Genomic DNA, 14664 nt, shown 5'->3' with positions numbered 1-14664 from the left:
TGGATATTTAAAAAATTCACTTGTATCCGAACATACTATTTTTGTGCCTTTTTAGGGATATAAGTCAGGAAAAATATTTTTAAAAAAACTTAATTTTTTACTTGACATTTTACCGTAAGACTTTGTGAGTCGCAGACTCATGACCGTTCTCCTGAAAATAGGAAGTAGAGAGTAGAGAGTAGAAAGTAAAGAAAACATCACTCCTCACGCTTATCTCGTTACTTCCCACCTTCTATTTTCTATCCGCGAATATCCGCAACATCCGCGTCATCAGCGTGCTATTCTCCTGCTGAACATTCGGCAAGCAGGTAAGCCAGATTTGTTAATCCATCCCTGATTTTCATCAGGGCAAGTTTAATGTTGTTGTACTCAAGAGCTTGCACTGATGAAAATCAGGGATGTTAAGCGTATCGTCCATAAATTTTAATTTTCTTCTCTGCGTCTCTGTGTCTCTGCGGTGAACGGTTACAGAAATGATAACATACCGGTTCCAAAGGCAAGAAATATAGAAATGTCAGCCATGAATTACTCTTTTTCTCCTGGTAAGACGACAAAGAAGGTTAGTTGTGCTCGTTTAATCACCAACATTGCATCACTTGTTCTGGATATTTGTTTAACTATTTTATTAAAATCTGCTAAATTTTCAATTGGCTGATGATTTATTTCTTTAATTATGTCTTTTCCTTGCAATCGTATTTTCTGGGCTACGCTTCCTGGTGCTATTTCTGAGATTAAAACACCTTTTTCTGTTGAAGGCAGTCCAAGATGTTGAGATAACTCTGGTGTAAGGGTTTGAACCGTCATTCCTCGCCAGGAAGAAATATTATCATCTTTTTCAACAACATCTTCTTCCTTTAGTTGTGCCAATTTGACCTCAAAACTAAGAATATTACCGTCCCTTAATACCTCAAGTTTAACAGTATCTCCAGTTTTTCTTTTCAATATTTCTTTTTGAAGCTCTTGTGGCGTGGAAATTTCTTTTCCTTCGACAGTTAAAATAATATCACCCATTTTTAACCCAGCTTTTTCTGCGGGACTATTGGGCATAATTGTTGCGATTAAAACCCCTTTTTTGGGCTGGGCTTTTTTGAATTTTTCCGCTAATTCTGGAGTAATTTCTTGAATATAAACCCCCAACCAGGCTCTTATTACCTTACCATGTTCAATCAAATCACCGATGATTTTTTTTGCCATATTAATTGGGATAGCAAAGCCAATTCCCTGACCTCCCGCAACAATAGCCGTATTGATACCAATTACTTCCCCGCGAATATTGACTAAAGGTCCGCCACTATTACCCGGATTAATTGAGGCATCGGTTTGAATCAGGTCTTCATATTCCGCTACACCAATTGAGCGGCCTTTAGCACTGATTACACCAACGGTCATCGTATGGTCTAATCCAAATGGATTGCCAATGGCAATTGCCCAATTACCTATTTTTATTTCATCCGAATCACCCAATTGGGCACAAGGAAGGTTATCCTTTACCTCTACCTTTATTAAAGCCAGGTCTGTTTTGGGGTCAGAACCAACTATCTTGCCTTTAAATTTTCGTCCATCAAGCAGGGTGATTTGAATCTCATCTGCCCCTTTAACCACATGATTATTGGTCAAGATATACCCTCTTGAATCAACAATTACACCTGAGCCTAAACTCTGCTGGGTGTATTCTCTCGGCTCAAACTCCTTAAAGAAATCCTTAAAGAAGTTATCAAAAAATGGGTCACTAAATTCATTTCTGAAGCCGGGGAAGATTCCTCTTTCTTTTATCTTTTTTTCGATACTAATGTTCACCACGGCTGGTTTTACCTCTTCGGCGACTTTAACAAAGGCATTCTCTAAGTCAATAAGCCCTCCCTGACTTACCGCAGTTTGGGCAACGAAAACAGTTTTTTGTGGGAATATGGCGTGATGTGTAGCTACCCTTGCCCCCACTACACCACCAATAAAAAGGCTTAATATTAGCCCTATGACATAAATAATCTTTTTCTTCATTTTAATTATCTCCTTAAACTTGGTAACTGGTAATTGGTGAATGGTAATTAGTTACCAATTATCAGTTCGCTGGTTGGGAAACCTACTTTTATCAGGTCTAAAACTTAGTCAACATGACACCCAGGGAGCACGGGATATTATTTTCTCTTTTGTCCCTTGAATCCTAAAACTTGAATCTGACAACCATTGCCTGTTGTTTCAGTTTAGATAACCAATTGTATCACAACTTAATTACTTTTGTCAACCAAAAAATTTTCTTGACATTTTTTAATCTTTGTGGTATGCTTTAAATTACTAAAATCTATGCCGATATATGAATATCAATGTATAAATTGTGGGAATAAATTTGAGGTTTTAATAAGAACTCATAATGAGATAATTAAATGTGCCAATTGTGAATCTGATGAGGTAAAAAAATTAATCTCATTATTTGGGGTACGAGGAACATCATCTACGGCAGGGTCAAGTTGTGGCACCTGCACTGCTCCAAGTTGTAAAAGTTGTGGAAAATAGGGCTTCAGGAAATTATAAGTAAGTAATTGGTTAATTGGTAACTAATTACCAATATGGTTCTGCAAAATAGGATTTGGGGGAGACAACAAATAAATATTAAATATCAAATAGTAAATATCAAATATAAATATCAAAATGCAAAATTACAAATCAAATTTCAAAAAGGACTTCAAGTACTTTAACGCTGAAAGGAAAGAGATAATTTTACATTTTGATATGTAATTTTTATATTTGCTTTTTGCATTTTGCTTTTTGGAGGAAATTGATAAAAATAGAGGTTTTAAATACCCCCTTAAAAACTACAGTTTCCTGGCGTTGCAGAACTCTAAATTACCAATAGAAAGGAGAATTTATGGTCCAAATTTTACAGGTTATATTCTCAGCAATCGGTTGTATAGCCATCATTATGTTTTTTATCCTGTTTTTTATCGATGCGAAACGACATCATCGGGAATCCAGAGAATATAGAGCTCTACGAGACCAGGATATCCAAACGATTACGAGTTTAACGAGGGAGAAAGAAAATTTAAAAGAAGAAATCACAACTAAATTAGCCACATTGACAAGTAAAGAAGAAGAAAGACAAAATTTGTTAATTGATATTTTGCGGCGATTAGAAGATAAAGAAAAAGGTCGTGAAGAGGATTTAATGAACTGGTTAGAGTTCAAAGCCAAGAAATGGCAAGACCAGATTGAAGATAGGGTTAGTGAGCGATTAAGTCGTCTCCAGAATGAAATCGCTAACATAAATAAAAGAATTGATAATATCGTGGAAAAATTAGAATCAAAGAATGAGGAAAAATCAGATAAGGTTAAAAAAGAATAATTCAAGACGGTTCCCCAATAATTCTATTTTAAAAAACCTGATATTCATTGTGGGAATTATAGTAGGTTCAGTCCAACCTTCAGCGGCCCTGGATGCACAAGACCATTATATCAGGGGAAATGAATATTTATACAACCACCAGTATTCAGAAGCCATCCTCGAATATAAATCTGCCTTAAAACTTAATCCTTACTACAAGTCTGCCTACCTTAATCTCGGTAAGGCATATCAAGCCAAAAGACTGTTTAAAGATGCTACTGCCTCATATAAAAAGGCTATTAGCCTGGATGAAAATTATGTTGAGGCATATATTAATTTAGCTCGATGCTATGAACTTCAGAATTTATTATCCCGTGCAAAAATAAATCTTGAAAAAGCAATTCGATTGGACCCTGTTAATCCTGAGGCACATTTCTACTTAGCGAATGTTTTATATAAGAATAATAAGATAAAAAACAGCATCGAAGAATATCTTCAGACGACAAAAATTGACCCAACCTACTTTCAGGCTTACCTCAAACTGGGGTCTATCTATCTTAAAGATTTTGAGGATGATAAAAATGCCATTTATTATTTTAATCTGGCAAAAAAGACTAATCCCAGAAATGAAACATCCTATCTTAAATTAGGTGAGCTGTATTTTCAAAAAGGTTTATTTAATAAAGCGATTTCAGAATATAAAAAGGCAGTAGAGCTAAATCCGACGAATCCTGTTGCCCTGACTAAATATGGATTGTTGTATCTAACAATTGGTGAATATAAAAATGCCCTACCGATATTTAAAAAGTTGATCGAACTCACACCCGCTAATTCCCTTGCTCATTATACATTAGGAGTTATCTATGAGAAATCAGGGATGTTTGATGATGCCTTGAATGAATTTGAAACAACACTATCTCTTGACACAAACGATGAGGTTGCATTATTTAGAGAAGAGCAGATTATTTTAGAATTTAATCGGCTACCGGTAGATTCACCTTTACGCAAAAAAGATAGTGAAAAGCATCTCATTAGTGCGGAAAATTATCTCCAGGAAGGATTCTTGACTTTAGCCACTTTTGAATTTAAAAAATCTATCCTCCTTGACCCTCAGAATCCGAACACCCGCCTCGCTCTGGCTAAACTCTATGAACTTATTGGCAGGAAACAATTAGCCATTGACGAATTAATAAAAGTGGTTGAATTAACCCCAACTAACTTAGAGGCAAAAGATAGGCTTGAAAGACTATACTTTGAGGATGAAACCTCATTAGTTAAAAAGGAAAAAATAGACCAGATTCCTGTATCAGAAATAGACTTAGTTGTTTGTGCCTATCCATCAAATCCAATTCACTTCGAGATGGAAGAAATTACACTTAAAATCTTACGCAGTATCCTGAACCAATTTCCACATATAACCTTAACAGAAGGAGGACTTATTCTTAATGATGAAAAGGAGATTATAGATGTGGGGCGAAAGTTAAAGGCTGAATTTGCCCTGGCACTAAAAATAAATGAAACTGAACAAAGGATTGATATTAATGCTGAATTGATTGACCTTAAAACCGTGAAAAAGATATTAAAAACTCAACTCCCGGTGAGAGGAAAGGATAAATTAATTAAGGCATTGACATTTTTAGCTGAAAAGGTTATAAATACTATCCCTACTCAAGGAGTGATAATGAGGCTTGCTGATGATAAAGTGATTATCAATCTTGGTAAAATACACGGGTTAAAACCTGACCAGATACTTGAGGTCTGGAAAAGAGAAGGTGAATTAGACCCATTTACTCAGCGGATAAAAAAACCTGAGTCAATAGGGAAAATTAAGGTAGTCGCAGTCGAACCTGAAATCTCAAAGGCACTAATAATTACCCCGATGACCTTAAAATTCATTGGCATAAATGATGTGGTTAAATTACCGTAACTATTTAGCCATCTGAAATGAAACAACAGGCAATGGTTGGCAGGTTCAGGGAGAAACGCCCATGCCCACAGGGAGTGGGCACAAGGAGGATGAAAATAGTGGTAGGAGATAGAAGGTGGGAGGTAAGGAGATAGGCGTGAAGAGTGATGTTTTCTTTACTTTCTACTCTCTACTTTCTACTCTCTACTTCCTATTTTCAGGAGAACGGCCATGTCCACAGGGTGGATACAAAAATAGTGGTAGGAGATAGAAAGTGGGAGATAAGGAGATAAGCGTGAGGAGTGATGTTTTCTTTACTTTCTACTTTCTACTTTCTACTCTCTACTTTTCTGGAGGTGGAGTTTAGATTAGCGAAAAGGCGATTTTAGTTGGTGTGAAGATAGCCGGCATAAAAGACGGAGAGTTTAATTATTCCTTTGAAGAATTAGCCGCATTGGCTAAAAGTGCAGGGGCAATTGTCTGTGATGCTATTACTCAAAGTAGAACCTCACCAGATGTATCTACTTATATTGGAAAAGGCAAGATTGATGAGTTAAAACAACTGGTTGAGCAAAGTCAAGCAGAATTGGTTATTTTTGATAATGATTTAACTGGAAGCCAGGTAAGAAACATAGAAAAGGCAATCGAAGTTAGAGTCATTGACCGCACGGAATTAATTCTGGATATATTTGCCCAGCGGGCACACACCTCAGAGGCGAAACTTCAGGTAGAATTAGCCCAGTTGAATTATCTTTTCCCAAGATTAATAGGATTAGGGGTTTTGATGTCAAGATTAGGGGGTGGAATTGGCACAAGAGGACCTGGTGAAACCGAATTGGAATATGACCGACGCCGAATTAAAAGAAGAATCAGCCACCTTAACAAAGATATTCAAAAGGTCGCAAAAGTCCGCAAGGAACAACGAAAGGCACGCCAGAAATTCCCTATCGCCGCTCTTGTCGGATATACCAATGCCGGCAAATCAACCTTACTTAAAACATTAACCAAAACAGATGTTACGGTTGAAGATAGATTATTTACGACTCTGGATACCAAAATTTCTAAATTTACCCTCAATAAACACCAGGCATTACTTCTTATTGATACGGTTGGTTTTATCCAGAATTTACCCCATCATTTAGTTTCTTCATTCCGTGCGACATTAGAAGAGGTTCAAGAGGCAGATATACTTTTACATATTGTTGATGTCAGTAGCCCTTACTTAGAATTACAAATGGATAGTGTTCAAACGGTGTTAAAACAGTTAGATGTTCTCTCAACACCAGTGGTGACTGTTTTTAATAAAATTGATAAACTCGATGATGCAAATCAAATTTCAAAATGGTTAAATAAAACGCCGTATAGTGTTGCTCTCTGTGCCCTATCAGGAGAAAACATAGACCAACTCGTTCAAACTCTTTTGAGAATGAGGATAGAAAAGAATGTAGGTAACCGTTCACCGCAGTAACCGTTCAGGTGGTAATTTACCGCAGAGACGCAGAGGAACGGAGAAGACATGGAAATAAATCAGATAATAGAAAAGATTATTGAGGCAATCATTGCAATACATAGGACATCAAAACCAAATTGTTAATCAATCATGAGATGTCAGTCCTCAAAAAGCTTGCTCTGATGAAAATCAGAGATGGAATGAAGCTTATGGTAAATAGTTTTTAATTTTTTCTCTGCGTCTCTGTGGCATCTTGCGGTGAACGGTTACAAAAAATCAGATGGTGGGTTTTATTATCGTTGGAGTAATAAATATGAGAAGTTCTATCTTTCGATTTTCGGTCAGTTTTTTGCGGAATAAAGAACCAACAAATGGCAGGTCACCAAAGAATGGAACTTTATTAAGTTTTTCTGTGCCCTGGTCATCAATAATTCCACCAATAACAACTGTATCTCCGTCTTTCACAACCAATTTGGAAGTAGCCTCTTTTGTAGATATTACTGGCATTTGATAAGCCCATTCTTTCAAAGAGCTAACCTCTGGTTTTACATCTAAAAGGATATAATTATCCGGATTAATGTGCGGGGTAACGGCTAACTTTATGCCTACCTCGCGAAAACTAACACTGGTTAAAATTTTTCCTTGTTCACTTTCTTGCGTCTGTTGATAAGGGATATCTTCTCCTACAATTATTTCTGCCTTTTCATTATCTAAGGCTAATATTTTAGGAGTAGAGAGGACATTTGCCTTTCCTTCAATCACCAAACCATTAATAAGAGCTTCTATATTATGTCCAGAGGTAAGTTTAGAATATAAAAATTCACCCCTATCACCCATTGCCCAACCTTCAGTCTGATAACTCCCAACAGCAAAATTGTGTCTTTTATCTTCTATTGACCACATAAATCCAAACATATTTTTCGTATCTAATGTTACCTCGACAATTTTGGCTTCAATCATCACCTGAGGTGTAATGGTGTCTAACTTTTCAATTATTCCCGCCACCTGATTTACATTATAAGGGATATCGGTCACAATGAGGGCATTCGTTCTTGCATCCTGGATAACTGTTCCCAGCATAGGTGCTGCCCCACCCATTTGTTTTGCCTGCTGAGTGGATAGGGTCGTCATCATATTCATAACTATTCCTGCCATGTCTGATGCTTTCGCATAATTAAGTTTAAATATTCGTGTTGTAGTTTCTCCTAAGAGTAATGTTGGTATATCAACACGAATGATATTATCATCAATAATATATGCATAACCTAAGTTTCTTAAAATCAAATCTAACGCCTTGCGCCATGAAACATTCTCTAATTTAACCGTAACAACCCCCTTTACCTCTTTTCCTGGTAAAACATTCATTCCGACTTTATGAGCAATAATTCTCAAAACATCAAGTATATCAGCGTCTTTAAAATCTAAAGATAACATCTCTTCTTTTCTTTCTTCTTCGGGTTTTGTTTTAGGTAGAACAGGTTTAGATTCCACAGGTTTTTTTACCTCTTTAATTTCCGGTAATGCAGGTTTTTCCTTTTCTTTTATTTCCTTTGTGGGTAATTTCTTTGCTATTGGGGGTGTCATTTTAATTTCTGGTAATATTTCTTTTGGAGTCTCTTTTGTAGAAACAGGAGTAATTTTCTTTACCTCCTCCAGCGGGTATTTAGTCAATTCAAGCGTTACCTGATTTTCATCACTAACAACTTGATATGGCATAAATTCTGTTAATTCAACCATAACCCTGGCTACCTTTACTGGCTCTGTTTGCCTTTGACCTGGAGTGATACTCTTAATAAACTTACTGGTTGTTTTAATTTCCCCTATTTTATTCGTGGCATTAAGGAAATCAACAATAATCCGTGTGGGATTAGCCAGGTCAAAATATTTATATTGAGGTGTAGCGCTTGATGAAATTAATAGATTTATTTTGGACTCATCCTCTTTTACATCTATCTTATTGAGTTGATAACTATGATAGGGATTATCAATTATCACTTCAAGCCTATTTTTTACTTGTTGAATCTCGTAGGGAAAGACTTTAATAATGCTAATTACTATCTTTGTCTTAGGACCTTCTTGTGGGATACAATTAATTCGGTTGATACCATTACGGCCAATGATTAATTCTTTTTCTGCACATTGAGTATTATCAAGTTCAATAACAATCGCCGGGGGTTTATCCGCAGTAAAGGAATTATATTTTACCATCGGTTTATCCGTGATAATATTTATCCTTATTTTCGCATCCTCTTCACTTACTTTAATATCCATCAAACTCATCGCTGCCATCGCTAATGCAGGAAGGATAATTAAGGTAAAAATTAAATATAATTGGGTTAATTTTTTCAATTTTAATCACTCCTTTTTTTAAAGTTTAGTTTCTTCTGATGGAATTTCTTCCATTTCTTGTTGAGCTCCTATTGCGGCTCCTTTTATCTTTGTTATTTTAGGTTTCCCTATAAAAAAGTTAACTTCTGTTTTTCCCTGTTGTAAAAAGACCTCTCTATTTTTTATAAATTTACCCCAAATACCTGCAATTGGTCTATAGTTATCCGCATACAAATTCCCCTTTTTAAGGATATATCCAAAATGATTTCCATCGTGAAAAAGAGCCATTATTTCTTTTTTATCCCAGATGATACCCGACAATTCTAAATTAAGGATATTTATTTCTGATAACTTTAAACCTTTATCTCCAGCCACAGGTTTTACTTCACTAACAATTAAAGGAACAAATGGGTCCCGTGTTAGAGCGGATTTGTATTCATATTTTTCTGGAATATACATCTCTGGTTTTGCTATCGGAATTTGTGGAGGTAGAACAACTACCTTTTTTTCCTCTTTCTTCGCACAACCGATAATTAGACTTAGCCCACAGATTAAACTTAAGATAAAAAATTTACGCTTCATTTTCATTATTTTCCCTATGATTTCTGGTAGAAATTAGATATTCCATTTTTAATGTTCTTTATAGACAAAGGCAGTAATACGCATATCTGCTGTGGTGGTAGATGGATCTTTTTCCGTTGCAATTACCGCATTCATCTTAATACTAGATGGAGTAATAATTCTCTCAAAATTTCCAATATTAGTTAAAAACAACCCTATATCATGATATGTTCCTTTGATATGTAGTCCTACCGGAATTTCATTATAGACTTCTTTAGTTACCATAGATTCTGGTCTAAAAGAAATCAAATTAATATTTGATTTTATTGCCATTTTAGTTATTGTCTCTAATAATTGGGGTATTTCTTCTTTAGTCGGTAATCGATTAATGACATATTCGAGCTCTGATTTTACCTTTTCAAATTCTGCCCTTTTTGCATCTAAATTCTCTACTATTTTCAGGGTTTCTCTTAATTCCGTTTCTTTTGCCAGTATTTTCTGGTCTAATTCTAAGTCTTTATTACATATAGGCTTATACATATAGGTAAAGAATAGGTAAGCAAGTCCACACAATAATATTAAAGATAGAAGAATAGGTTTTAAAATTTGTATATCAAGTTTCATTGTTATCCTCTAAAATTACATTTGATAGAAAAAGTTTTAATCGGATATTCTCTAATAGCTGAACTTTCAATGTTTCCTAATGTTATATTTGTAAAAATCTGTGAATTTATTAAATTACTCATAAATCTTGCGATAGAGAAGTTATCAAAAGCCTGTCCGTTCAAATTTAATTCATTGCCTGTGGTATTTACAAATCCTCCCAACCAGAGTCCTGATGGAAGACACATAACCATTTCGTCTAACAATTTAGCCCAAACAAATCTACCTTTATCTAATTGGACAATTACATCTACTCGTTTCTTTTTTTCAATAATTTCAGCCTCTAATCGTCTTATTTCTATCAGATGTGGTTGTAATTCAGCAATTTGCTGTGTAATCTTTTCTAATTTTGCCTCCTTTTGTTTTACCTTGATTACAAGTCCTGCATACCAGAGACCTAATGATACGACTATGAGACTAAGTATTAATCCAATAAATACATTTCGCCATTGTCCTTTTTTCTTTTCTACCACTACCGGTGGCATCAAATTAATTTCTGTCATCGGTTCACATTACTCCTTTCATCGCCAACCCTAATGAGACCGCGAATGCGGGAGATACTTTCTTGATATATGTTTGATCGAACTTTGGAGGGATAGATATTTTCGCAAAAGGGTCTCCTATCACCACAGACATTCCTAATCCATTTGAGAGGAAATTATCAAGATTAGCAAGTTTTGCACTTCCACCGCTTATAATTACTCGGTCGATATTTTTACGATAAACAGGTAATTGAGTATAATAATACGCAAAAGAACGCTCTAATTCATCTAATAATCTTGCCCCGACAGATTCAATCGCATAAGATATTTGTGCGGCTTTATCACTCCCACTTACAGCAGGAGTAACAGCCGTGGTAATTTCTTCTGGTAAAAGGATTATTCCTTCTTCTTCCTTTATCTTTTCCGCTTCTTGAAAACTTACTCCTAATTCTCTTCTAATACCCTCTGTAAAGTCGTTACCGCCAACCAGGACATCCCGATTAAAGCAGGAGATTTTATTTTCAACCACATTGATATTAGTCATACGGGCACCTATATCAACTAAGGCAATAACATCTTCTTCTCCTACCCCGTAAGTCAGAGCGTCTTCAGTGGCAAAGGTATCTACATTGATATGAACAGTTTCTAATCCGGCTCGATGTAATATCTCCATATGGTCATAAATTAACTCTTCTTTAGCCGCAACTAATAAGACTAATATCATTCGTTCGTCTTTTTCTACGGTTTCTTTAATTATCTGGAAATCTATAATTACATGTTCAATATCAAAAGGAATATGTTCTTCCGCCTCAAATTTGATAACATCTTTCAATTCTGTTTCACTCATATAAGGAAGTTTGATATATCTAACTACCACTGAATTCCCCGAAACAGAACTTCGCACTTTTTTAGTATCGATTTTATGAGTTACGAGTAAATTTTTAATAGCTTTAACCGATAATTCCTGTTTAGCCCCTAAGGCATCTTCATCTAATGGTTCTGGAGAGATTTTGGTCATACCAATTGCATCCAGGATTATTTTACTATCGGTTCTTCTGAGTTTAACCACCTTGATACAATCATGACTAATATCTAATCCTACTGGTACTTTTTCTCTTCCCCACAACATTATCTTAAATTTCCTCCCTGCTGGTTATTACTTGTTTTTCTGTCAAACGATTTTATTTTATGATTAGGAATAAATAATATCATATCCACAATTATTTGTCAAGAATTTTATCACCATAATTTTATTTTTTTTTATTTATCTGAACTTTCGTAAATTTTATGCTACTATTGAGGCTATCTAAAGCTCTCTTTATCCTTATCAATCTGTTTATTTTGTTCAAAGATGGCAAAATTAGACTCAAAAGCCTGATGATTTTTTTGCAACTTATCCTTTGAAGTTGAGTTGATAAAAAATGTTTTACCTATTTTCTTCCCTTTGTGTCCTTTGCGTTACTACTTTGTGCCCTTTGCGATTTATCCTTTTTTAATCGCAAAGAACACAAAGAAATCAACCGCAAAGAACGCAAAGATTAAAGGCAAAAGAAATCATAAAAAATTCACGAAACACCAGAGATTAAGACACCACCAAAAATCGAGGTTCGGGATTCAGAATTTAAATCCAAAATCCCAAATCCGCAATCCGAATTTTATCCTACCTTACAATCCCCAATTTCCCTACTTTTTTCTGTCCCAACTCATTAGTAATCAGGTATATGTATATCCCTGAGGCAAGTCTTTGTCCTTGTGAACCTCGACAGTTCCATCGCCATTTACCTGGCTCGGGAATATTGGGTTCGACAATATCTATTTCAAACACCTCCTCCCCTGCTACCGTAAATACCCGTATCCTGACATTTTGTGTTAAGCCAGCAAAGACTAATTTACTCCCATCAGTTGGATTGGGATAAACATAGGCACCAGTTAAATCCGCTGGATAACCATTTATCTCCTTAATTAATATTGGTGCTGGTTTAGGCATTTCCTGGCTAAAAACAGGTGCTATCCCTGCTACCCAATCTACCTGCCGCTCCTGTATATCAGGTGTATTGGTAATATTTTGCTCTCCTGTCCCATCTATATTTATCGTCCATAAGTCACCATTTCTTGAATAAATTAATCTTGTCCCATCGGGTGAGAATGAAAAATAAGTAACACTACCATTATTCGTTATTTTCCGATTTATCTTTCCATCAATACTTATCAACCAAAGATTACTTTCTGCCTCATCAATATATCCAATCCGTTTACCATTTGGTGAAAATCGTGCTTCAGTTTCTTTCTTAACTCCATCTAATAGCATCCGCTCATTATATATCTTTGTATCTGTTATTAAATCAAAAAGTCTAATCTGTCTCCACCCTCTAAGCAGTAATAAATTCTCATCGGGATTTACCGCAGGTAGACTTCTGTTCGTCCCATCTTCTAATAACCTTCCCTTTTTTATCCCATCTGGAGATATCCAATAGTTGACACAATTATCGGAACCGTTATACTGGGAAGGACCATAATAATGATAATAAATTCTATCCCCTTTAGTATTCCAATCCCAACCTTTAGCAATTATTACTTCGTATGGTTGTAAGACTATTTCATTCCCACTCATCAAATCCTTTAAGTATAAAGTTCCTGCCCATTCAGACCCTCCTACCCCATAAATTAGAGATTTTGCATCCTTTGATAGTTTTGGATAATATGGTGCTTTTATCTGCTGTATATTTACCTTCTGAAGTTGACTTCCATCTGCCTTCATTAGCCATATCTCTCCTTTATCAACCTCTCCACTTAAAAATACTATTGTCCCGCTCATCGGATATTGTGGTGGAGTAGCAGATAAGGTAATAAGAGCATTTCCTGTAATTGACCCTGATGTAGCAGTAATTGTACCTGTAACTGCTCTCGTTCCTGCTTTAAATATTGTCCAGTAACCTGATGTTGGTGAAATAGTACCTAAATCAGATGATATTTGCCATGCATAATTTAAATTGGCTAACGGATTTCCCCATTTATCATATCCCTGTGCCTCAAAATCATAACTACCTCCACACCCTATAGTCATCGATCCAGGCGTAATCTTTAAATAGGCTATCTCTTCAGCTAAAATATCAAAATAGGTTAATAACATCTTACCTATCATCCCTTTACCTAATTCAGGATATAAGAGGGCTATCTCCTTCTTTCCCGCCTTCTCAACAGGTACCGTCCAATTAGCCGTAAATGAACCCTCCGCATTAGTAGTCATCCAGGAGATAGTCCCACTATTGCCAAATAATATCCATATACCTATTGATGCCTCTAATCCTCGCCCACCGATACTAACTAAACTACCTACAGTCCCACTACTCGGAGTAATAACAAAGTCTTTCCCTATCCACGGGTCAAACATAACCTTTGCTCCCTGTATTTTATCCCCTTTACCTTGCGGATTATATTGGGAATGGTAAGGTCCTGTTGGATGTCCCCACCAATTATCTGTTACCGACAGCGTTCCCTTTGGTGCCTCATAATAACTATCGAGCCTCAATCCCCATTCCCGATTATTATAGATGAAATTACGCTTGATTCTCGGAACACCACTATAAGGGAATATAATCTCAATTCCCTTTGAATTATTGGTGATAATATTATCCTGAATAATAGGACTACCATAGCTATCTTTCATAAAAACTATCCCCACCCCATTTACATCTGAAATATAACAATTTCGGATACTCGGCGAGGCATTTCCAATCATCCCTATCCCTCCAAACTTTACGGTGCAGTAAGTCATTGTCCCCGCCCCATTCTCAAATACTATCCCATTCCAATGCCAGATTTTTTCATTACTCCCATCATAGAAAGAGGTAAAAACAATCGGTCTGTCTTTCGTTCCACTGGCAATTAGTTTCCCTCGAACATAAATAGCCCCCATATTCCACCCCGACTCTACTATTGGGTACATCTTGATTTCTAC

General features: G+C 35.9%; 12 protein-coding genes. 5 read left to right on the top strand and 7 right to left on the bottom strand.

The genetic code is table 11. From position 1 onward, the window contains the following. Positions 1-525 precede the first annotated feature (525 nt). The gene (locus AB1422_07955) at positions 526-1998 is read right to left on the bottom strand and encodes a DegQ family serine endoprotease (protein ID MEW6619254.1); all 1473 of its coding nucleotides are present in this window, start codon (positions 1996-1998) and stop codon (positions 526-528) included. 303 nt (positions 1999-2301) lie between these two features. Here AB1422_07955 and AB1422_07950 point away from each other — a divergent pair, with 303 nt between their 5' ends. From AB1422_07950 to hflX, 5 genes are all read left to right on the top strand, one after another. Next, entirely contained in the window at positions 2302-2511 is a 210-nt protein-coding gene (locus tag AB1422_07950; GenBank protein MEW6619253.1) for a zinc ribbon domain-containing protein, read from the top strand. 352 nt (positions 2512-2863) lie between these two features. Further along, positions 2864-3337: a hypothetical protein gene (locus AB1422_07945; protein ID MEW6619252.1), complete on the top strand. Its 474-nt coding sequence runs from the start codon at positions 2864-2866 to the stop codon at positions 3335-3337. A gap of 49 nt (positions 3338-3386) precedes the next feature. Beyond that, positions 3387-5243 (top strand): tetratricopeptide repeat protein, encoded by a 1857-nt coding sequence (locus tag AB1422_07940; protein ID MEW6619251.1) that lies wholly within the window; start codon positions 3387-3389, stop codon positions 5241-5243. Between the two features lie 115 nt (positions 5244-5358). Next, positions 5359-5493, top strand: a complete 135-nt coding sequence (locus AB1422_07935; protein ID MEW6619250.1) for a hypothetical protein — start codon at positions 5359-5361, stop codon at positions 5491-5493. A 96-nt stretch (positions 5494-5589) separates the two neighbouring features. After that, positions 5590-6690, top strand: coding sequence for a GTPase HflX (hflX, locus tag AB1422_07930; protein MEW6619249.1), 1101 nt, complete (start codon positions 5590-5592; stop codon positions 6688-6690). Between the two features lie 258 nt (positions 6691-6948). On the opposite strand, the gene AB1422_07925 is transcribed toward hflX, so the two are convergent. The 6 genes from AB1422_07925 to AB1422_07900 all read right to left on the bottom strand — a co-directional run. Next, positions 6949-9021, bottom strand: coding sequence for an AMIN domain-containing protein (locus AB1422_07925; GenBank protein MEW6619248.1), 2073 nt, complete (start codon positions 9019-9021; stop codon positions 6949-6951). Positions 9022-9039: 18 nt separating this feature from the next. Next, positions 9040-9582, bottom strand: coding sequence for a hypothetical protein (locus tag AB1422_07920; GenBank protein MEW6619247.1), 543 nt, complete (start codon positions 9580-9582; stop codon positions 9040-9042). 48 nt (positions 9583-9630) lie between these two features. Further along, entirely contained in the window at positions 9631-10185 is a 555-nt protein-coding gene (gene pilO / locus AB1422_07915) for a type 4a pilus biogenesis protein PilO (protein MEW6619246.1), read from the bottom strand. Between the two features lie 2 nt (positions 10186-10187). After that, positions 10188-10727 (bottom strand): PilN domain-containing protein, encoded by a 540-nt coding sequence (locus AB1422_07910; protein MEW6619245.1) that lies wholly within the window; start codon positions 10725-10727, stop codon positions 10188-10190. A 4-nt stretch (positions 10728-10731) separates the two neighbouring features. Continuing rightward, positions 10732-11835 (bottom strand): type IV pilus assembly protein PilM, encoded by a 1104-nt coding sequence (gene pilM, locus AB1422_07905; GenBank protein MEW6619244.1) that lies wholly within the window; start codon positions 11833-11835, stop codon positions 10732-10734. A gap of 531 nt (positions 11836-12366) precedes the next feature. Then, the coding region (locus tag AB1422_07900) for a right-handed parallel beta-helix repeat-containing protein (GenBank protein MEW6619243.1) at positions 12367-14664 on the bottom strand (2298 nt) is incomplete at its 5' end.

Source organism: bacterium (assembly GCA_040757115.1).
Classification (GTDB): domain Bacteria; phylum UBA9089; class CG2-30-40-21; order CG2-30-40-21; family SBAY01; genus JBFLXS01.
This window is presented reverse-complemented; position numbering and strand designations above follow the sequence as displayed.

Bases quoted from the DNA above. Each gene is read 5' to 3' on its own strand.
- pilO (MEW6619246.1), bottom strand. From the start codon at position 10,185: ATGAAACTTGATATACAAATTTTAAAACCTATTCTTCTATCTTTAATA.
- AB1422_07945 (MEW6619252.1), top strand. From the start codon at position 2,864: ATGGTCCAAATTTTACAGGTTATATTCTCAGCAATCGGTTGTATAGCC.
- AB1422_07950 (MEW6619253.1), top strand. From the start codon at position 2,302: ATGCCGATATATGAATATCAATGTATAAATTGTGGGAATAAATTTGAG.
- AB1422_07955 (MEW6619254.1), bottom strand. From the start codon at position 1,998: ATGAAGAAAAAGATTATTTATGTCATAGGGCTAATATTAAGCCTTTTT.
- AB1422_07920 (MEW6619247.1), bottom strand. From the start codon at position 9,582: ATGAAGCGTAAATTTTTTATCTTAAGTTTAATCTGTGGGCTAAGTCTA.
- pilM (MEW6619244.1), bottom strand. From the start codon at position 11,835: ATGTTGTGGGGAAGAGAAAAAGTACCAGTAGGATTAGATATTAGTCAT.
- AB1422_07910 (MEW6619245.1), bottom strand. From the start codon at position 10,727: ATGACAGAAATTAATTTGATGCCACCGGTAGTGGTAGAAAAGAAAAAA.